A 17,586-nucleotide genomic window follows, 5' to 3' on the forward strand; every position below is an offset into this window, starting at 1 on the left:
AGCAAGATCGCATAAGCGGCTTCCAAGGGGTTGGTTTCGACTCGTATTGCCATGAGGGTTACACTCCTTTCTCGAAGTCATGGCGTCAGACCCACCCTCGCGCTGTCTGCTGGGCGGGGAGCGTAGGCGCGTAGCGCCGGAGATCCCCGCCCAGCAGACAACCGGCAAAATGGAATTTACAGAAAGAACGATACACAACTCCAAGACGGCGAAGGCGAAACACCGGTGCTGGCGGCGCGCCTGATATTTGAGGTGGCCTACTGGACGCGCCCCGTCGAGGACGAGGGCCGGCTGCCGCTGCATGTGCTCTACAGCTGGGTGCCGCGCATCGGCGTGCCGTTTGAGCCCGACTACGTGCCACTGACCGAGCCGCCATCGACGCCATGAGCGAACGCCATCTGCATCATGACCTCACCGAAGACGAGCGACGGCTGAGCAATGTCGTGCTTATCGGGCAGGTGGCCGAGCTCGATGCGACGCGCGCGCGGGTGCGGGTGCGCGCCGGGCCGATCCTGACCGGCTGGCTGCCGTTTGCCACGGTGCGCGCCGGGCCTGACCGCACCTGGCATGCGCCCGAGCCGGGCGAGCAGGTGGTGCTGGTGGCCCCGGGCGGCGACCTGACACAGGCCGTGGTTGTTGGGTCGCTCTACCGCGATGCCTATCCGCCGCCGGCGGACGACCCCGACATCAGCCGCACGGTGTGGCAGGACGGCGCGGTGCTGGAGTACGACAGGCGGCAGCATTACTGGCATCTGTCGGTGCCCAGCGGCGGGCGCATCGTCATCGAGGTTGGCCCCAGCAAGATCGAAATGGATGACGCCGGTATCCGCATCACCGCGCCGCGCATCGATCTGAACTGAAGGAGGTCGCCATGCCAGCCGTCACTCGTCTCGGTGATCAATGCACCGGCCACGGCTGTTTCCCCGCACGCCCGAGTACCTCCGCTGCCGCCTCGGTGTTCGTCAATGGCATCGCGGTGCATCGGATGGGGGATGCCTGGGGGACTCACTGCTGTGGTCTCGCCTGTCACGCCAGCGTGCTGGCGAAGGGCAGTTCCAGCGTGTTTGCAGAGGGGCAGGCCGTCGGGCGCATCGGCGATCCGGTGGCCTGTGGGTCAGCGGTGGCTCAGGGTTCGATGAACGTCTTCGCTGGTTGATGTGCCCAATTCTTCGGAGTTGTGGGTGTATTGCCTGGCCAGCATTCTTTGTTTGAACGCAGCGATATCGAATTTCTTCGGTTCGCCGCTGGCTTCACCTTCGATGAGCGCTTGTCGAACAGCCATCATTTCAGCGCTGCAGTCCTGTTCTTGTGCGTGCACTTTATTTCTTCCAGTCGGCTTTTGAGCAAGCCAACAATGCATCCCAGTCATCTGGAGGATTGCCGGACTTGAGCATTTTCTGGAAGACCACGTAAGGGTCGGTTTTGGCGCCAGATGAACGCAAGGTGTGCTCGTCGTTCACCCAAGCAAAGATGATGATCTTGGTCTTGGAGTCAAAGCGAAAGAACAAGCGAAAGCGTCGCCCAATCTTGGCTCTGCGCCAGTGGCGAAACGCCGGCCCCATGGTGTTGCCTTGCCGGTACTCATCTCGGTTCGGATCGCTCGGGACGACGTCGAGGATCAGCGTCGCAAGGGCATCAAAAAGTTTGACGTTGGCGTTAGTCTCGAACCCTCGCGGGTCTTGTGCCTTGGCACGCGACGCTGCTGCCTCCAGTTTCTGTAACTGCTCGATCAGGCAATCGTGGAAGAGCAGATTCCACCCGTGACGCTGAATCACAGCGCCACGTCGCCTTCAATGTCCTCGTTCAGATCGACCCGCTTGCCCAGCGCTGCGAGCATCGAGCGCGCCAAGTCATCAGGCATCGTCGTGACGTGTCGGCCAGACTGAATGTCTTTTTCGAGCAAAGCGAGGAAGTTGCCGATGGCTGGGTCTTCGTGTGCGTCGTCGGTCATGCGGGTGACGATGACGCGATCGCCCGTGAGATCAAAGGCCACTTTGTCGCCAGCGCCCAACCCCAGGGTCTGACGGATCGGTTTGGGCAGGGTGATCTGTCCCTTCGAGGTGAGGGTGGCGACCTCGTGAATGGCGGGCATGGCGGCCTCCTGTGAATCTGAGTTGATTGTTATGGTAAGGAATAATCCTTACATTGTCAAGGTGAGGTCCATGATGCTCGGAATCAACGCCCAAACCGGCCAAGCCTTGGCTGACCTAGACCACCTACGTCAAAGCATTCGCGACATCCTGACCACCCGCATCGGCACGCGCGTGATGCGCCGTGACTACGGCTCGCGCGTGCCCGACCTCATCGACCGCCCCATCACGCCGCGGCTGGCCGTGGAGCTGTATGCGGCGGTGGCGGAGGCGCTGGCGCGCTGGGAGCCGCGCTTTCGGCTCACGCGCGCTCGCCTGACGGATGCGCGCGCGGGCTGGGTCGAGCTGACCTTGGAGGGCGAAGTGCGGCTGCAGGGCTTCGCCGACCGCCTGGTCACCTTGTCTGGCATCGGCATCGCAGGAGATCGGTCGTGAGCGCGTATCCCGTCACTGTCGCCGACTTGGCGAGCCTGCCGCCGCCGCAGTCCATCGAGGAGCTGAGCTTCGATCGCATCTTCGCCGAGATGCTGCAGGACTTCCGGGCGCGCTATCCGCAGTACAGCGCGCTGCTGGCCTCCGACCCGGCGATCAAGCTGCTGGAGGTGGCGGCCTACCGCGAGCTGCTGCTGCGCGCGCGCATGAATGACGCGGCACGCGCCAGCCTGCTGGCATTTGCCGATGGTGCCGACCTCGACCACCTGGCCGCCTTCTATGGCGTGACGCGCCTGGCGGGCGAGGGCGACGATGCCCTGCGCCGGCGCGTGCGCGAGCGCATCATGGGCTGGTCGAGCGCCGGCGGCGCGGCGCATTACCGCTACTGGGCTCTGTCGGCGTCGCCGGAGGTGGCCGACGTTGCGGTCGACAGCCCGGGCCCCGGTCGGGTGCGCATTAGCGTGCTGCCTGCGGGTCATGGCGACGCCGTGCCCGAGGCGCTGCTGCAGGCGGTGCGGGATGTGGTGCTGCGCGACGATGTGCGCGTGCTCACTGACACCGTGGAGGTCGTGCCGGTGGAGTTGATCCCGGTGACGGTGCGCGCGCGCATCTGGCTGTATCCGGATACGCCATTGTCGGTGTTTGATGCGCTGAGTCCTGGTCTGCGCCGCGCCATGGCGCAAGCGGCGGGGCTGGGCTGGGATTTGACGCGCTCGTGGCTGATCGCGCATCTGCATCAGCCGGGGGTGCACAAAGTCGAGCTCATCGAGCCCGCCAGCGATGTGCGGGTCAGCAGCACGCAAGCGGTGCGCCTGATCAGCGATGAGCTGATCTTCGCCGGCCGCGACCGATAGAGGAGGCGAGCGTGTCTGATCATCTGCTGCCGCCCAACGCGTCGCCGCTGGAGCGGGCGCTGTCGCTGTCCACCGACACGCTCACGCGCCTGGCTGAGCCGACGGAGGCGCTGCGCACCTTCAAGGTCAACCCAGCCGATTCGCTGCTGCCGTGGCTGATCTGGGAATACGGGCTGGGCGAGCTTTTGCCGTATCTGCCCGATCCGCGCCGCGCGATTGCCGAGGGCATTCGCTGGCAGCGGATACGCGGCACGCCGGCGTCGCTTACCATCGCGCTGTCGTGGGTGGGCCTGAGCGTGCAGGTGGAGCAAGAGACCCCCGGCCTGCACTTTGCCGAGTTCATGGTCGACTCCGGGCGCGTGCTCGAGGACGATGCCGACATCGCCGCGCTGGTGGCCATCGCCCGGCTATCGGCTCCGGTGCGCAGTCGGCTCTCGCGCATCTACCACGGCTGGGACTTGCGCCGCCTGGTGCTCGACGAAAGCCGGCTGGGAGATGCGCTGCTGTCGGATCACAGCGGCGTCTTCTGGCGCGATGGGCAGACCAAGCTGTCCTTTGGCCGTGTGCACCCGCTCGCGCAGTCGTGGCCGGCGGCGGCGCTTGCGGCCGTGTATGCGCCCGCGCGGTTTGCGGCGGCGCGCTTGATCGACCGCTATCTGCTCGACTACGCGCGACTGGGCGACCCAGGGCACACGCCAAATGAGGAGATTCTGCACTCGCACCTCTTCACCGTAGTCAATGCGCGCGGGGTGAGGGTGGCGCAGACGCTGCTGCCGGAACGCAAGTTCTGCCGGGCCATGGTGGTGCCATCCGACAGCACCCCGCTGGGCGACACCAACGCCTGCCTGCCGCGCTTTTTTTGGCGCGAGGAAGGCGGCCCCATCGTCCTGGGCGCGAGTGCCCTATCGGACACGCCGCACCGGCTCATCCGCGTGCCGGTGCTCGAGCGCATCGATGCCGTGCACGGGGCCGCTGCCCGCAGTCGCGAGCCCGCACTGGCGGCAGCGCGCACGCGCGCCGATGCGCGCGCCGTCAGCACACGCGCTGGCACGCTGGGCTGGCTGCGGCTGGGTGAGATGCGGCGCGCCTTCGATGCGCTGGCGCTGGCGCGCACCGTCACGCTTGCCAACGCGCCGCTGCCCGATCCCGCCCCCTGGCGGGCGCGTCTGTACCAGCGCGCGCTGATCGCCTTGTCGGACAGCGCGCCGCTGGGCGATGCGCAGGCGCGCACGCCGCGCCGCGGCCTGTGGCGCGTGCGTGAGGTGCCGCGCTTGGGCGCGATGACGCTCGGTGACGGCCCAGAGGTCGTCTGGCGGCCGATCACCGAGATCGTGCCCCGCACGCACGCCACCGAAACACTCGGCCACGGAGCGGTGACGGCGGCCACGGCGGCACGCCGCCGGCACAGCCGGCGCGCCCTGCTGCACACGGCGGCCTGCGCGGCCAGCCGAGCGGCGCTCGTGTGCGGCTCGGCCGACTGGAGCGGCCAGACCTGGACGGGTGCGCCTTGGCCGGCGTCGAGCTGGACCGACACCCGCGAGCTGATCGGCAGCGCCCACGCCAGCGACGCAGGCGCGCTCAGCTGAGTCTGAGTAAAGCGTTGAGCTTGGCTTTGATCTCGATGAGCTCAGCCGTGGTGGCCGCGCCCTTGCGCTCAGCTTGGCGGGCCTTCCAGTCCAGACTCTTGACCTGGTCAGCCAAAGCCACCCCGCGGGTGTGGCCGCCACTGAGCGCCACCTCAAACGGGTAACCCTTGACCTGGCTGGTGATGGGCACGCAGATCAGCAATCCCGAGCGCTCGTTGTAAGCCCTGGGACTGAGCACGACAGCGGGGCGTCGGCCAGCTTGCTCGTGCCCGCTGTGCGGCGTGAAGTTCAGCCACACGATGTCGCCTTCATCCGGCACGTATGGCGTCCTCACAGCTGCTCCAGGCCTGCAGCCTCCCCGAAGTCGTGCTCCGCATGACGGTTGTCCGGGGTGATGCCGGCCAAAAGTTCGTCGAGCCGGTACGCCGGCGCCGCCGGCTCGATGACGATGCGGCCGTTGTCGGCGCGCACCTCAACCGCTTGTTCCAGCTTCAGATGGGCGGCCTCCAGCACAGCCGCCGGCAAACGAATGGCGGGGCTGTTGCCCCACTTTTTGACGAACTGAAGCGCCATGCTGCCTCCGTAGATACGAACGTAGATACGTGCGCAGTCTAGGCGATTCGGCCTTCCCCCTCAACCCCCTCATCCTTTGAACCCTTTGGGAGTACACCCATGGCCATTCTGACCGCCAGCGGCCGTGCCGCCCTGGCCGCAGCCATCAAGCAGCAGACGCTGCATCTGGCGCTCGGCGAGGGCGATCCGGTGTGGGATACCACGCGAGCCGTGAGCACCGCGTTTGACGCCGACGATCTCATCGCGCTCGGATTTACGTACCTGGAGGAGGTGCGCGTGACATCGCTCGATGAGAGCACCACCTACACGCGCGACGTGGACTACAGCGTCGATGCGCGCGAGGGCATGATCCGGCGCTTGTCCGGCAGCGCTATCCCCGAGCAGGGCGATGTGACGGTGCACTTCAAGGTCGGCCACCCGCCCGAGCCGATCGACCGCACGGCGCTGCTGCGCGAAGTCGGCCGCCGGGTGGTCGATGAGGTGCACTTCGTCGCTGTCGACGCGCAAGGCGAGATCGTCGTGCCCACCGGGCGCTATCGGCTGTCCACGACCCCCACCAATCACCTCTTCATCCGCGTGCGCTTCGACTTCGAAGACGCCGCCACCAGCACCATCCGCGAGCAGGGCCTTTTCGTCGGCACGCAGACCGATCCCAGCCTGCCGCCCGGACAAAAGTATTTCGTGCCGAGCCAAGTTGTTGAGCCCGGCATCTTGCTGCTGCTGCAGCACTCGGTGCCGATCGTGCGCCAGCCGTCCACGCGCGAGACCTTCGAATTCGTCGTCACCTTCTGATGAGGTCACCCCATGCTTGAGCGTTACTACAATCTGTTCGACCCGTCCAAGCGCTACGCCGAGCTGCTGTTTCGCGCGGGTGACGGCTTGCAATCGCGCGAACTCAACGAGATCCAGAGCACGCTGATCCACCGTCTGCGCGGCGTGGCCGATGCCGTGCTCAAGGACGGCAACATCGTCTCGGGCGGCGAGATCGTCATCGACGCCGACGCCGGGCGTGCGCTTCTGGCCGCAGCGCGCATCTACATCAAGGGCGCGGTGCATGAGGTGCCGGCGGCCGAGTTCACCATCCCCACGACCGGCGAGGTGACGCTGGGCGTGCGCCTGAAAGAGACCGTCATCACCGAGCTGGAAGACCCGAGCCTGCGCGAACCCGCGGTGGGCGTGCGCAACTACCAAGAGCCGGGCGCTGGGCGATTGAAGGTCGAGGCCCTGTGGGGGTGGGTGAGCGACGGCGGGGCCGATGCTAATGCTGCGCTGCCTTTTTACCTGGTGGCCAGCGTCGTCGATGGCGTGCTGCAAAACCGCGAGCGCCCGCCGGCCTTCGACGGCGTCAAGCAAATGCTCGCGCGCTACGACTACGACGCAAACGGACACTATTTGGTCTCGGGCCTGGGCGTGCGCTTCCTTGGCCGCCGCAGCGAAGACGGCAAGCTGACCTTTGGCCTTGCTGCCGGTGTGTGCAACGTGGCTGGCTTCAAGGTCGAGCGGCCGCACGATGACCGCCTGGTGCTCGACTTCGACCCCGACATCCAGCGCGTGCTCGCCGAGCCGACCGTGTTTGCGCCGGACGCCAACGGTCGCATGCGCATCAACGTCAACTACGCGCCGCTGGCGCAGGTCGTGCGCGTGCAGGGCACCCGGCGCAAGACCGTGAACGTCACGCACGGGATGTTTTCCGGGGCGGCGGACACCCTGCCCGATGCGGCGGTGGTGCAGGTGCTTGAAGTCAAGCAGGGCGCAACGACCTACCAGGTCGGGCAGGACTACACGGTGGCAGGCAACGTCATCAACTGGTCGCCCGCCGGTGCCGAGCCCGCGCCGGGTTCGGCCTACGAGGTCACCTACGACTACATCACCCAGGTCGCAGCCACCGACATCGACGAGGATGGTTTTACCGTCGAGGGGTTCGTCGCTGGCACCTTGGTGCAGGTGGACTACGACTGGATGCTGCCGCGCGTGGATGCGCTGGTCATCGACCGCGAAGGTCTGGTGCAGCGCATCAAGGGGGTGGCGGTCGAGCGCAACCCCAACCCGCCCGCCTTGCCAGCCGACCTGTTGCGCCTGTGCGACCTACACTTGACCTGGCGCGCAGCCTCACCGGTGCGCGTCATCGACAGCGGCGTGCGCGCAGTGCCCACCTACGAGCTGCAGGCGATGCGCGACGACATCGCGCGGCTGTACGGCTTCATCGCGCGCGACCGCTTGACGCAGGACATCACGCTGCGCGAGCCGGCGGCCAAGGCCGGGGTCTTTGCCGACCCCTTCCGCGACGACGACCTGCGCGACGCAGGGATTGCGCAATCGGCGGTGATCGTGGACGGTGCGCTGCGCGCGCCGATTGCGGCCACCGTACTGGGGCCATACCTAGAGCAGCCACAGATGCTGCCCTTTGCACTGCGCACGGTGCTGGAGCAGACCGCGCGCACCGGCGCGATGAAGATCAACCCCTATCAGGCGATCCTGCCCGCGCCGGCCACGGTGACGCTCAACCCAGCGCGGGACTTTTGGACCGAGTTTCAAATCGCGCAGGCGGCAGCGATCACCGAGACCATCGTGCGCGGCAGTGGCATTTTGTCGCGCACGACTGTGTCGCGCAGCACCGAGGTCGTCTCGCGCATCGAGACCGCAATCCCGACCCTGCGCCCGATCACGGTGGCCGTGCGCGCCGTTGGCTTTGGGCCGAACGAGTCCGTTTCCGCGATGCGCTTTGATGGCGTCGCACTGCCGGTGCCCACGGGTCTGAAGGCCAGCGCCCAGGGGGTGGTGGAGACGAGCTTTACCATCCCCACCGGCATCGCGGCGGGCGTCAAGCGCTTCGAGATCGACGGCGCGGGCGGCAGCCACGGCGAGGCCACCTTTGAGGGGCGCGGCACGCTGGTGTCTCAGACCACCCGCGAGCGCATCACGACTACGATCACGCGCTGGTGGTGGGACCCGCTGGCGCAGACCTTCACCCTGCCCGAGTCGCAGCAGGTCGCGGCGGTCGAGCTGTGGTTTACCGTGCGCGGGTCTCGCCCAGTGACGGTGCAAATCCGTGAGACGGTCGCCGGATTCCCAACCCGCACCGTGCTGGCCGAGGGGCGCATCGAGCCGTCGGCCATCCAGACCACAGGGGCGACGCGCATCGCCTTCGACCTGCCGGCCTGGCTGCAGGCGGGCGTCGAGTACGCGCTGGTGGTGCTCACCGACGATGCGGACACGTCGGTCGCCATCGCTGAGCTGGGCAAATGGGACGCGGCAGGCGGCCGCTGGGTCACCAGCCAGCCGTACCAGGTCGGCGTGCTACTGTCCTCATCCAACGCCAGCACGTGGACGGCGCACCAGGACAAAGACCTGGCCTTCCGCTTGCTTGGCGTGGCCACGAGCGCGTCGGCGCGCTCGGTCACCGTGGCGCAGGATGTGTCGGTGACCGATGCGACTGACCTGCTTGTGCTTGGCGCAGTGGATCTGCCCAAGAGCGGGTGCGGCGCGCGCGTGCGACTGACGCTCGATGACGGGCGTGTGTTGTCCACGGTGCTCGGCGGCACGGTGTCGCTGCAAGCGCCCTACAGCGGCAAGGTGCAGGTGGCGGTGGACTTGACGGGCCTGCCGGATGCCACCCCGATCCTGGCCCCCGGCGCGCAGCTGGTGGTGGGCACGCTCGCCGAAAGCGCGGACTACGTCAGCCGTGCCATCCCGGCCAAGGCCAGCTTTGCCGCGCGCGTCATCGCTGAGGTGTTCGCTCCCGGCACCGCCAGCGTCACCGCCAAAGCTGAGGCGGGGTCGGCGGGCAGCTACGCGACGCTGCCGGCGGCGGCGGCCGAGCCGGTCGGTGATGGGTGGGTCGAGATCGAGTGGCGCGCGGACGGGCTGCAAGGCGTCGGTGCCGACAAGATCACGCGCGTGCGGCTTGAGATCAGCAACAGCGCCGCGCATCGCGCGCTGGTGCGCAATCTGCGCGCCGTCATCGTCTGACGGGGGGTAGAACATGCCGTCTGAGAGCACACCGCGCGGCTATCCACTGCCGCATCCGACACATCTTCTGTCGGACGACGTGCATCGACTGCGCGAGGCCATCACCCGCATCGACGCCGACATCACCGAGGCGGCGCAGCAGCACTCGAGTGTGAGCACCTTTTTGTCTGGTGCGATCGATGGCCTGGCGGCCGAGCAGTCGGCCACCGATGCTTACGTGCATCGGCTGCGGCTGCGCGCCCTGCACGGGTATGACTTTTGAGCGAGGAGCCCCACATGGCACGTGATCCCCTGTTGCGCGACGCAGTGCGCGCGATCAAGACCAAGATCGGGGTGGCGGCGGAGACCGCCACACCGGAGGAGCTGGCCTATCTCGGCACGGCGATTGACCGCATCGGTGGTCGCGCGACCGTCCTCGAAGTCGAGGAGATGGGCGACATCAAGATCGCCGAGATCACCGAGCACGCGCAAGCGGTCGAGTCGCAGACGATTGCCAGCATCACCGCGACCAAGGAGGCGGCAGAGGCGTCGGTGACCGCCACCAAGGAGGCGGCGGAAGCCTACATCGTGGAGACGCGCAATGCGGCGCAGGACGAGATCGACGCTACCAAGGTCAGCGCCGTCAATACGGTCAATGCCGCGCGCGACGCAGCGGTCAACACCGCCAACGCCAACCGCGACGCCGTCATCGCCGAGGTCAACGCCTTCAAGGCGGCGGCTTTGGCCGATGTGGCGGCCGCTGCTGGCAGCGTGACGCAGCAGCTTGTGTTTGGCGCGCGGGCGTTTTTCTACGCGCAGATGTAACCCTCTTGAAGGAGTCAACCCATGAGCTTGTTAGCAACCCTCAAACCAGCTGCCGGTACGGCGGCTGTGCTCTACACCGTACCGACCGGGCGGTCGGCTACGGTCAATCTGTCTGCTTGCAATACGGGGCAGGCGGACGCGCGTGTGCGCGTGGCTGTCGGCACCGGCGATGCGCCGCCTGAGAGCGGCTGGATCGAGTTTGATGCGACGCTGGCGCCGTCGGATGTGCTCGAGCGCACGGCGATTGCGCTGGCCGCAGGTGAGCGTTTGTTCGTGCAGGCGAGCACGGCGGATGTTTGTTTCAACGCTTGGGGCATTGAAGAGGTGGCGTGATGGGGCGGTACATTTCTAGCCAGCAATCGACGCGCAGCGATGTCAAATACGCGCTGTGCAACTTCGGGGGCGATGCGGCCGCCGTCACGTACCGGCTGCTCAACGAGGAGTTTTTGCCGGCGCGCAACATCCCCGGCGTCAACCCGGTGCCGCTGCCGTCTGCGATCAGCCAATACGGCACCAACGGCACGGTGTCGCCATCCGGATACGGGTTGGCGATGGACCCTGTGTTCACCCTGGGCGGCGCGTACCATGGGTATCCCCACAGCGCGAGCAACAGCATCTACTACGATGGGGCCATCCAACAAGCGTTCGGTTATGGTGGGGCGCATGCGGCGCCCGGTAACAACGGCAACGGCTGGTCGAACTACACGGGCCGCTGCGGTGAGTTTGGGCATGACCACTGGAATCTCGACGCCAAGGGTGCACTGCTGCTGCCACGTCGCAGCCCGTCGTATGGCGTTGAGACCAAGACGGAACTCAACGATGCGTTCGTCAATGGCGATCTGTCTGACCGCAGCTTGACGCTACTGCTGTGGAATGGGGCGCTGTATTTGGCCCGCCGTACCGAAGCCGAGGCGATCATCGTCTCTAACGGCACACGCGGCTTTATCAGCAAGTTTGTCGTACCAGGCCTGCCCGGCGGGTTCTACGGCACGGCGTCCTACAACCGCGCCCGCAACGAGCTGGTGATCCTGGGGGGCAGTTACGCCACGTCCAGCAGTGGGATGTGGCTGCGGCTGTACAGCAATCTGCCGATGCTCGACGCGACCAGCGACCTGAACGCGATTCTGTCGGCCATTACGCCAACGCAAATTGCCATCAGTTGGTCGGGCTGGACGCCGGCGAACAATGCCGAGGCAGTCGGCGGGGCCACGCCCGTGCTCACCGACAACGGAGACGTGTTCGTCGGCTTCTTCAACGCTGGCTCGGCGCTGTATGTGGTGCGCTTCCCGCGCACTGGCGACACGACGTTTGACACGCCATCCAACCACGTGTCGTATGGCGTGACAACCAGCTATGGCCGGAACAATGCCCGGGGCTCCGGTATGCAGGTGATGCAGACCCGCGATGGCAGCACGGTGGCCTTCTACAGCCAGTATTACTACTACGGCGCGGGCCTTGGGGTCATCACCGTCAACAAGCACTCCAACAGCGCCCGAGTGATGTACTCCGACAGCCAGACATCGCACGGTCGCAGCCTGCTGCACTGGGGAGAGGCGGGTTTTGCGGTGGCGTTCAATGCGTCGAGCAGCTACAGCGCGCACGGCTACGGTGCGGTCTATGGCTACGACTGCTCGGTGCAGACGGCCACCGTGTCGCCGACGCAGTTCACGCTCTCGATTCCGAACGGCCACACCACCGCCGCCCCGTGTCCATTCTTCGTGGAGGTGAACCTGTGATGAATGCCTACTTTGACATCCGCAACGGCCACATCGCCATCATCGAGGCCGATACCCCCGAGCCCGGCTGGATCAAGCTAACGTCCAAACAGTCGCGGCTGGCTGCGCGTTATCGCCTCGACGAGGATGGCAAGGTCATTGACGCATTCCCCGGCAAGACCGACGAGGAGGTGCTGGCCGCGATTGCCGAGCAGCAGGCGGCGCAGGCGCAGCCGACAGCCTCTGCACCGCGCGTCCTGACCAAGTTGCAATTTATGAATCGGTTTACAACCGAAGAATTGGCCGCCGTGTACACCGCCGCCAAGACGAATGTCTTGATCGAGGTGTTTCTCGACAAGCTCAAGCTGGCGCAGGAAGTCAACTTGGACGACCCGCAGACCGTGGGCGGCTTGCAGGCGCTGGCGGCGGCTGGATTGCTGTCGGAGTCCCGCGTGCAGGAGGTGCTGGCGTAATGCGGACGCTGCAGCGCGCCATCGGACAGCGTCTGTCGCTGCTGGCGATCTGGCTGCTGTGCCAGCTCGCCGCAGCGGTGGCATCCGCGTGGATGCTGCTGGCCATCATTGCCTCCTCGAGCGGCCGCCGCGCCTGGACGCTGGCGGTGTCATACGACCAGCTCGCCAACGCGGCTTTCGGCGGTCACGAGGACGAGACGATCAGCAGCCGGGCAGGCAAGGCCGCGCGCGAGGGTAAGCGCTGGGCCTGCGTGCTGTGTCGGCTGCTCGATCGGTTCGATCCGAACCACTGCGAGAAATCCATCGAGCTGGATCGGGGTAAAGCGATGCGCTGATCGCCCCGTCTGACCCCGCCTCACGGCCGCAGAAATCCGCCAATGGGCGGATTTTTTGCGCATTCGCCCCTGACATCCGCCGCTTGGCGGATTTTTTGGAGAACCCCCATGACCGAACGCTTTTTACACGGCATCGAGATCGTCGAGATCAACGACGGCGCGCGCAGCGTGCGCACCGTCAAATCCTCCGTCGTCGGGCTGGTCGGCACAGCGCCCGACGCCGCCGGCGCGCGGCGCGCCGAACTGACGGTCGGCAGCGGCAACGCGGCGCTGCGCGTCGTCGCCAAACAGGCGGGCGTCGTCGGCAACGCGCTGCGCCTTGAGTTGCGTGCCGCCACCGAGCCCAACCAGCCGCTGACCGTCGCGGTCGATGGTCGCGCGCCCGGCCTGATCCTGATTTTGGTCACGCTGGCCAGCGATGCCGATGGCCAGCGCATCAGCGCGGCAAGCGATGTCGCCGCCGCGTTGAATGCGGACGATGACACCAAGACCCTCATCGAGGCCGCCGCTTTGGGCGACGGAGCCGGTATCATGCAGCCGACGCTGGGGCCGAAAGCGCTGGATGGCGGCATGGACGAGCCGTTCCCGCTCAATACCCCGGTGCTGATCACGAATCGTCGCCTGATCCCGCATCTGGGCCAGTCCGGCACGCTGCCGTGGGCCATCGCTGGCATCAACGACCAGGCCAGCCCGATGATCTACGTCGTGCGCGTCGCCGAAGGCAGCACGACGAGCGAGACGATCAGCCACGTCATCGGCGGCCGCGACGCCGCCGGGCAGCTCACGGGCATCAATGCTCTGCTGACGACCCGCGCAGAGATCAAGCCGCGCATCCTGATCGCGCCCGGTTTCTCGCACAACAAGCCGGTGGCGGACGCACTGATATCGGTGGCGCACAAGCTGCGCGCCATCGCCGTCATCGACGGGCCCAATACCAGCGACGAAGCTGCAATCGACTACCGATCGCAGTTTGGCTCGGAGCGGGCCTACCTTGTCGATCCGTGGCTGGTGGTGCGTCGCACGGACGGCTCGCAAGCGCCCGAGCCGGCGTCGGCGCGCGTCGCCGGGCTGATCGCGCAGTCCGATGAGATCAACGGCTTTTGGGCGAGCCCCTCCAACCAGGTCATCCGCGGCGTGCTGCGCCCGGCGCGCTTGCTGTCGTGGGCAATCGATGACCCCAACACGCAAGCAAACTACCTCAACGAGTTCGGCGTGGCCACCTTCATCGTCCACAATGGCGTGCGCCTGTGGGGCAACCGCAGCTGTGCCAACGACCCTCGGTGGAGCTTTTTGTGCGTGCGGCGCACCGCCGACATGATCAACGAGAGCCTGCTGCACGCGCATCTGTGGGCGGTGGACCGCAACATCACCAAGACCTACGTCGACGAGGTCACCGAGGGCGTCAATGCGTATCTGCGACAGCTCAAGGCCAAGGGCGCGATTCTGGGGGGCAAATGCTGGGCTGACCACGACCTCAACACGCCGGAGGCAATCGCCGATGGGCGCGTGTACTTCGACTTCGACTTCACGCCGACATACCCGGCCGAGCACATCACGTTTCGCTCGCGCATGGTCGGCGACTACCTCGAGGAAATCTTTAAGTAAGGAGCAATGCCATGCCCATTCAACTGCCCCGCGTGCTCAAGAATATGAACCTCTTTGTCGATGGCCGCGGCTACGCCGGGCGCATCGACGAAATCCAGCTGCCCAAGCTCACGCTCAAGACCGAGGAGCACCGCGCTGGCGGCATGGATGTGCCGGTCGAAATCGACCTCGGCATGGACAAGCTCGAAGCCGAACTGACCATCTCGGACTACGATCCCGAGGTGTACAAGCTGTTTGGCTTGCTTGACCTCAAGCCGGTGCAAATCACCATCCGCGGCGCGATCCAGGCGCAGGGCGAAGAGGCCAAGCCAGTCGTCATCAACCTGCGCGGCGGATGGCGCGAAATCGACGCTGGCACCTGGAAGCCCGGCGACAAGAGCGCGCTGAAGGTCTCGGTGGCGGCGAGCTACTACAAGCTCACCATCGACGGCCAAGAAGTGGTGGAGGTGGACGCGATCAACCTTGTGCGCAAGGTCGGCGGCGTCGATCAGATGGACGCCATCCGGGCTGCGATCGGGCTGTAACGGGAGGTCGCTATGGGTCACGCCGAACGTATCCGTTTGCACTTCCCCATCGAGCACGACGGCCTGCCGATCCAAGAGATCGCCCTGCGCCGCCCCACCGTCGGCGACCATTTGGCCGCGCAGAAGGCCGCCGGGACGGATGCCGAGCGCGAAATCCGGCTCATCGCCAACCTGGCCGAGTTGCCGACTGACGCCATCCTCAAGCTCGACATGAAGGACTACGCCCAGTTGCAGAAGGTGCTGGGCGGTTTTTTGCAGTGAATCCGGGCGAGCTTGCCGCCCTCGTGGTGGAGCTTGCCCTCTACACCCACTGGCCTCGATCCGAGCTGCTCGCCATGGAGGTGAGCGAGCTGGTCGAGGCATTGTCGATTGCGCGGCAACTGCTCGCCGTCCCGCGTTGAATCACCATGGCCGCATCGCATCCCGTCACCATCACCATCGGCGCAGCCCTTGCCACGTCACTCGGCTCCGCGGTACGCAGCGCGCAAGACCAGCTCAACCGGCTGGGCTCGACGATGGCCGAGCTGGGCAGCAGGCAGGCCGGCATCAAGCAGCTGGAGTCTTTGCGGCAGCAGGCGATTGAAGCTGGCAAGGCCTGGCAAGAGGCGCAGGACAAGATCAGGCAGTTGCAGCAGGCCAAGGCCTCCGGGCAGTGGTCAACGCCCGCCTTGGACAAGGCGCGGGCACGGGTGGCGGCGGCGGAAGCGCGCGCTGCCGATCCGGCCCTATCCGAGAAAGCGCGCGCCCGGGCAGAGGCGGCGCTGGCCAAGGCGCGCGAGTCGCTGGCCGCGCAGCAGGCCAAGGCGGACGCGCGCTACCAGGCCCAGCTTGACGCGCTCATCGCCAAGGCCGGCAAGGCGAAGTCTGCGCTGGACGCCGTCAAGGCGTCTCTTGCGCAGCAGACGGCCGAATTGCAAAAGTCCGGCGTTGCTGCGGCAAAGCTTGGCGCAGAAAGCGCGCGTCTCGGCAGCCAGCTTGAGAAGCTGCGCGAGCGCACCGAGGCGCTCACCCGCGCGCAACAGGCCCAGGCCAAGAATCTCGAGCAGCGCAGCGCCTACCGCGCCCAGATGATGGATGCGGTGGCCTTGGGTGGCGCGCTCTATGGCCTGGTAAAGCCGGCGGTTCAGTTCGAGTCGGTGATGGCGGATGTCAAGAAGGTGGTGGACTTCGACACGCCGCAGCAGTTTGCGCAGATGTCGAAAGACATTCTGGAGCTGTCCACGCGGATACCGATGGCGGCCGACGGCATCGGCGCAATCGTCGCCGCGGCCGGTCAGGCCGGCATCGCGCGCCATGAACTGGTGCGCTTTGCCGAGGACGCCGCCAAGATGGGCGTGGCCTTTGACCTCTCCGGCGAGCAGGCCGGCGCGGCGATGACCGGCTTGCGCACGATCTTTGCCCTCACGCAAGACGAGGTGGTGCGGCTCGGCGATGCCATCAACCACCTGTCCAACAACATGGACGCCCGCGCGGCGGACATGCTCAACATCGCCAACCGGGCTGGATCGACAGCCAAGCTCTTTGGCCTGTCCGGTGCGCAACTCAATGCCCTAGGCGCGACCTTCCTGGCGCTCAAGACGCCGCCCGAAGTCGCGGCCACCGGCATCAATGCGCTGCTGCTCAAGCTCGCTACCGCCGACAAGCAAGGCGGCAAATTCCAGCAGGCATTGGCGCAGCTGGGCCTGAGCGCGAAAGAGTTGAAGAAGGACATCGCGCGGGACGCACAAGGCACGCTCATCAACTTTCTGGAGGCTGTCAAGGGCGCGCCAGATGTCATGGGCACGCTCTCCGACCTGTTTGGCGCGGAGTACTCCGACGACATCGCCAAGCTGGTCGGCTCGCTGGACACCTACCGGCAGGCTATCGGCCTGGTGGCCGACGAGACCGCCTACGCGGGCTCGATGCAAAAAGAATACGAGGCGCGCGCGGCCACCACGGCCAACAACCTGCAGCTGCTCAAAAACCAGATATCCCGCCTTGGCATCACCATCGGCAACGCGCTGCTGCCGCCCCTGAACAGCCTCTTGGGCGCGCTGATGGCCCCCATCGGGGCCTTGGCGCAGCTGGCCGAGCGGTTCCCCGTCGTCACTCAAGTGGTGGTGGGCGCGACGGCCGCCGTGGTGGGATTCAAGGTCGCAAGCATCGCGCTCGGCTACGCCTGGACGTTCGTCAAAGGGCCATTTCTGGCAGCCAACACGGCCATCGCATCGGTGCGCGCGGGGCTAGCGCTGCTGCAGGTGCAGGCACAGGGCGCAGCGGCCAGCTCGGGCCTGCTGGCGCTGGCCTGGAGCCGGCTCAAGATCGGTGCGCTGGGGCTCATCACGCCAATCAAATCAGCGGCGATGGCATTCTGGTCGATGCTGCCAGCCATCGGCGCGACCACCGCCGCATTGCTCGCCAACCCGATCACGTGGATCGTGGCTGGCATCGGCGCTGCGGTCGCGGGTCTGGCGCTGGTGATCCGCAAATACTGGGATCCGATTGCGGCCTACCTTGGTGGGATTGTGCAACCTCTTTTCTGTAAATTTCCGGTTGGGTGGTCATGACAACCGGGTTACAGGTTGAAGTTGAGATAGACCTTGCCGGTCAGCCACTCGTCGTCGAGTTCGGCGAGCATTGCGGAAAC

The 17,586-nt window shown here is 66.1% G+C and carries 23 protein-coding genes; 18 read left to right on the top strand and 5 right to left on the bottom strand.

Going from position 1 to position 17,586, the window contains the following annotated elements; genetic code table 11:
* The first annotated feature begins 252 nt into the window (after positions 1–252).
* The 3 genes from Tther_RS13655 to Tther_RS13555 all read left to right on the top strand — a co-directional run bounded on the left by Tther_RS13655 (position 253) and on the right by Tther_RS13555 (position 1,156).
* Positions 253–387, top strand: coding sequence for a hypothetical protein (locus Tther_RS13655; protein WP_281280183.1), 135 nt, complete (start codon positions 253–255; stop codon positions 385–387).
* On the top strand, positions 384–860 hold the full coding sequence (locus Tther_RS11230) for a phage baseplate assembly protein V (protein WP_143903888.1): 477 nt from the start codon (positions 384–386) through the stop codon (positions 858–860). Before Tther_RS13655 ends, Tther_RS11230 begins: the two co-directional genes overlap by 4 nt.
* A 125-nt stretch (positions 861–985) precedes the next feature.
* Positions 986–1,156 (top strand): PAAR domain-containing protein, encoded by a 171-nt coding sequence (locus tag Tther_RS13555; RefSeq protein WP_246099022.1) that lies wholly within the window; start codon positions 986–988, stop codon positions 1,154–1,156.
* On the opposite strand, the gene Tther_RS11240 is transcribed toward Tther_RS13555, so the two are convergent.
* The 3 genes from Tther_RS11240 to Tther_RS11250 are packed head-to-tail and all read right to left on the bottom strand — an operon-like array spanning position 1,115 to position 2,092.
* Positions 1,115–1,318 carry a type II toxin-antitoxin system ParD family antitoxin gene (locus tag Tther_RS11240; RefSeq protein ID WP_221934027.1) on the bottom strand — a complete coding sequence of 68 codons (204 nt, stop codon included), beginning with the start codon at positions 1,316–1,318 and terminating at the stop codon, positions 1,115–1,117. The genes Tther_RS13555 and Tther_RS11240 overlap by 42 nt on opposite strands.
* 1 nt (position 1,319) lies before the next feature.
* A complete protein-coding gene (locus Tther_RS11245) occupies positions 1,320–1,772 on the bottom strand; it encodes a type II toxin-antitoxin system YhaV family toxin (RefSeq protein ID WP_143903930.1) in 453 nt (150 codons plus the stop codon).
* Positions 1,772–2,092, bottom strand: a complete 321-nt coding sequence (locus Tther_RS11250) for a type II toxin-antitoxin system PrlF family antitoxin (protein ID WP_143903894.1) — start codon at positions 2,090–2,092, stop codon at positions 1,772–1,774. The genes Tther_RS11245 and Tther_RS11250 overlap by 1 nt, the downstream gene beginning before the upstream one ends.
* A gap of 73 nt (positions 2,093–2,165) precedes the next feature.
* On the opposite strand from Tther_RS11250, the gene Tther_RS11255 reads away from it, so the two are divergent.
* The 3 genes from Tther_RS11255 to Tther_RS11265 are packed head-to-tail and all read left to right on the top strand — an operon-like array spanning position 2,166 to position 4,962.
* Complete coding sequence (locus Tther_RS11255; protein ID WP_221934028.1) at positions 2,166–2,525, top strand: GPW/gp25 family protein; 360 nt, start codon at positions 2,166–2,168, stop codon at positions 2,523–2,525.
* Positions 2,522–3,376 carry a baseplate assembly protein gene (locus tag Tther_RS11260; RefSeq protein WP_143903898.1) on the top strand — a complete coding sequence of 285 codons (855 nt, stop codon included), beginning with the start codon at positions 2,522–2,524 and terminating at the stop codon, positions 3,374–3,376. The genes Tther_RS11255 and Tther_RS11260 overlap by 4 nt, the downstream gene beginning before the upstream one ends.
* A gap of 11 nt (positions 3,377–3,387) precedes the next feature.
* Complete coding sequence (locus Tther_RS11265) at positions 3,388–4,962, top strand: phage tail protein (protein WP_185975080.1); 1,575 nt, start codon at positions 3,388–3,390, stop codon at positions 4,960–4,962.
* Here Tther_RS11265 and mazF read toward each other — a convergent pair.
* Both mazF and Tther_RS11275 read right to left on the bottom strand, forming a co-directional pair.
* Entirely contained in the window at positions 4,955–5,296 is a 342-nt protein-coding gene (gene mazF / locus Tther_RS11270) for an endoribonuclease MazF (protein WP_143903902.1), read from the bottom strand. The genes Tther_RS11265 and mazF overlap by 8 nt on opposite strands.
* Entirely contained in the window at positions 5,293–5,535 is a 243-nt protein-coding gene (locus tag Tther_RS11275) for an AbrB/MazE/SpoVT family DNA-binding domain-containing protein (RefSeq protein ID WP_143903904.1), read from the bottom strand. Before Tther_RS11275 ends, mazF begins: the two co-directional genes overlap by 4 nt.
* Positions 5,536–5,634: 99 nt before the next feature.
* On the opposite strand from Tther_RS11275, the gene Tther_RS11280 reads away from it, so the two are divergent.
* The 12 genes from Tther_RS11280 to Tther_RS11335 all read left to right on the top strand — a co-directional run bounded on the left by Tther_RS11280 (position 5,635) and on the right by Tther_RS11335 (position 17,506).
* Entirely contained in the window at positions 5,635–6,327 is a 693-nt protein-coding gene (locus Tther_RS11280) for a hypothetical protein (RefSeq protein WP_143903906.1), read from the top strand.
* A 12-nt stretch (positions 6,328–6,339) separates the two neighbouring features.
* Positions 6,340–9,504, top strand: coding sequence for a DUF4815 domain-containing protein (locus Tther_RS11285; RefSeq protein ID WP_143903908.1), 3,165 nt, complete (start codon positions 6,340–6,342; stop codon positions 9,502–9,504).
* Positions 9,505–9,517: 13 nt separating this feature from the next.
* Complete coding sequence (locus Tther_RS11290) at positions 9,518–9,766, top strand: hypothetical protein (RefSeq protein WP_143903910.1); 249 nt, start codon at positions 9,518–9,520, stop codon at positions 9,764–9,766.
* Positions 9,767–9,780: 14 nt separating this feature from the next.
* The gene (locus Tther_RS11295) at positions 9,781–10,308 is read left to right on the top strand and encodes a hypothetical protein (RefSeq protein ID WP_143903912.1); all 528 of its coding nucleotides are present in this window, start codon (positions 9,781–9,783) and stop codon (positions 10,306–10,308) included.
* Between the two features lie 21 nt (positions 10,309–10,329).
* The gene (locus Tther_RS11300; RefSeq protein WP_143903914.1) at positions 10,330–10,641 is read left to right on the top strand and encodes a hypothetical protein; all 312 of its coding nucleotides are present in this window, start codon (positions 10,330–10,332) and stop codon (positions 10,639–10,641) included.
* Positions 10,641–12,044 carry a hypothetical protein gene (locus tag Tther_RS11305; RefSeq protein WP_143903916.1) on the top strand — a complete coding sequence of 468 codons (1,404 nt, stop codon included), beginning with the start codon at positions 10,641–10,643 and terminating at the stop codon, positions 12,042–12,044. Before Tther_RS11300 ends, Tther_RS11305 begins: the two co-directional genes overlap by 1 nt.
* Positions 12,044–12,496 carry a hypothetical protein gene (locus Tther_RS11310; RefSeq protein WP_143903918.1) on the top strand — a complete coding sequence of 151 codons (453 nt, stop codon included), beginning with the start codon at positions 12,044–12,046 and terminating at the stop codon, positions 12,494–12,496. Before Tther_RS11305 ends, Tther_RS11310 begins: the two co-directional genes overlap by 1 nt.
* A complete protein-coding gene (locus Tther_RS11315; protein WP_143903920.1) occupies positions 12,496–12,831 on the top strand; it encodes a hypothetical protein in 336 nt (111 codons plus the stop codon). The genes Tther_RS11310 and Tther_RS11315 overlap by 1 nt, the downstream gene beginning before the upstream one ends.
* A gap of 108 nt (positions 12,832–12,939) precedes the next feature.
* Positions 12,940–14,436, top strand: coding sequence for a phage tail sheath subtilisin-like domain-containing protein (locus tag Tther_RS11320; protein ID WP_143903922.1), 1,497 nt, complete (start codon positions 12,940–12,942; stop codon positions 14,434–14,436).
* 11 nt (positions 14,437–14,447) lie between these two features.
* The gene (locus Tther_RS11325) at positions 14,448–14,960 is read left to right on the top strand and encodes a phage major tail tube protein (protein WP_143903924.1); all 513 of its coding nucleotides are present in this window, start codon (positions 14,448–14,450) and stop codon (positions 14,958–14,960) included.
* Positions 14,961–14,972: 12 nt separating this feature from the next.
* A complete protein-coding gene (locus Tther_RS11330; RefSeq protein WP_143903926.1) occupies positions 14,973–15,221 on the top strand; it encodes a phage tail assembly protein in 249 nt (82 codons plus the stop codon).
* A gap of 254 nt (positions 15,222–15,475) precedes the next feature.
* On the top strand, positions 15,476–17,506 hold the full coding sequence (locus Tther_RS11335) for a phage tail tape measure protein (RefSeq protein ID WP_143903928.1): 2,031 nt from the start codon (positions 15,476–15,478) through the stop codon (positions 17,504–17,506).
* The last annotated feature ends 80 nt before the right edge of the window (positions 17,507–17,586 follow it).

It is taken from the genome of Tepidimonas thermarum (assembly GCF_007556705.1).
GTDB classification, from domain to species: Bacteria; Pseudomonadota; Gammaproteobacteria; order Burkholderiales; family Burkholderiaceae_C; genus Tepidimonas; species Tepidimonas thermarum.

What these genes read in the sequence shown, in the direction of transcription:
- Tther_RS11230 (WP_143903888.1), top strand. Translation starts at nt 384, where the DNA reads ATGAGCGAACGCCATCTGCATCATGACCTCACCGAAGACGAGCGACGG.
- Tther_RS13555 (WP_246099022.1), top strand. Translation starts at nt 986, where the DNA reads ATGGGGGATGCCTGGGGGACTCACTGCTGTGGTCTCGCCTGTCACGCC.
- Tther_RS11250 (WP_143903894.1), bottom strand. Translation starts at nt 2,092, where the DNA reads ATGCCCGCCATTCACGAGGTCGCCACCCTCACCTCGAAGGGACAGATC.
- Tther_RS11255 (WP_221934028.1), top strand. Translation starts at nt 2,166, where the DNA reads ATGCTCGGAATCAACGCCCAAACCGGCCAAGCCTTGGCTGACCTAGAC.
- Tther_RS11275 (WP_143903904.1), bottom strand. Translation starts at nt 5,535, where the DNA reads ATGGCGCTTCAGTTCGTCAAAAAGTGGGGCAACAGCCCCGCCATTCGT.
- Tther_RS11280 (WP_143903906.1), top strand. Translation starts at nt 5,635, where the DNA reads ATGGCCATTCTGACCGCCAGCGGCCGTGCCGCCCTGGCCGCAGCCATC.
- Tther_RS11285 (WP_143903908.1), top strand. Translation starts at nt 6,340, where the DNA reads ATGCTTGAGCGTTACTACAATCTGTTCGACCCGTCCAAGCGCTACGCC.
- Tther_RS11290 (WP_143903910.1), top strand. Translation starts at nt 9,518, where the DNA reads ATGCCGTCTGAGAGCACACCGCGCGGCTATCCACTGCCGCATCCGACA.
- Tther_RS11295 (WP_143903912.1), top strand. Translation starts at nt 9,781, where the DNA reads ATGGCACGTGATCCCCTGTTGCGCGACGCAGTGCGCGCGATCAAGACC.
- Tther_RS11300 (WP_143903914.1), top strand. Translation starts at nt 10,330, where the DNA reads ATGAGCTTGTTAGCAACCCTCAAACCAGCTGCCGGTACGGCGGCTGTG.
- Tther_RS11305 (WP_143903916.1), top strand. Translation starts at nt 10,641, where the DNA reads ATGGGGCGGTACATTTCTAGCCAGCAATCGACGCGCAGCGATGTCAAA.
- Tther_RS11310 (WP_143903918.1), top strand. Translation starts at nt 12,044, where the DNA reads ATGAATGCCTACTTTGACATCCGCAACGGCCACATCGCCATCATCGAG.
- Tther_RS11315 (WP_143903920.1), top strand. Translation starts at nt 12,496, where the DNA reads ATGCGGACGCTGCAGCGCGCCATCGGACAGCGTCTGTCGCTGCTGGCG.
- Tther_RS11320 (WP_143903922.1), top strand. Translation starts at nt 12,940, where the DNA reads ATGACCGAACGCTTTTTACACGGCATCGAGATCGTCGAGATCAACGAC.
- Tther_RS11325 (WP_143903924.1), top strand. Translation starts at nt 14,448, where the DNA reads ATGCCCATTCAACTGCCCCGCGTGCTCAAGAATATGAACCTCTTTGTC.
- Tther_RS11330 (WP_143903926.1), top strand. Translation starts at nt 14,973, where the DNA reads ATGGGTCACGCCGAACGTATCCGTTTGCACTTCCCCATCGAGCACGAC.
- Tther_RS11335 (WP_143903928.1), top strand. Translation starts at nt 15,476, where the DNA reads ATGGCCGAGCTGGGCAGCAGGCAGGCCGGCATCAAGCAGCTGGAGTCT.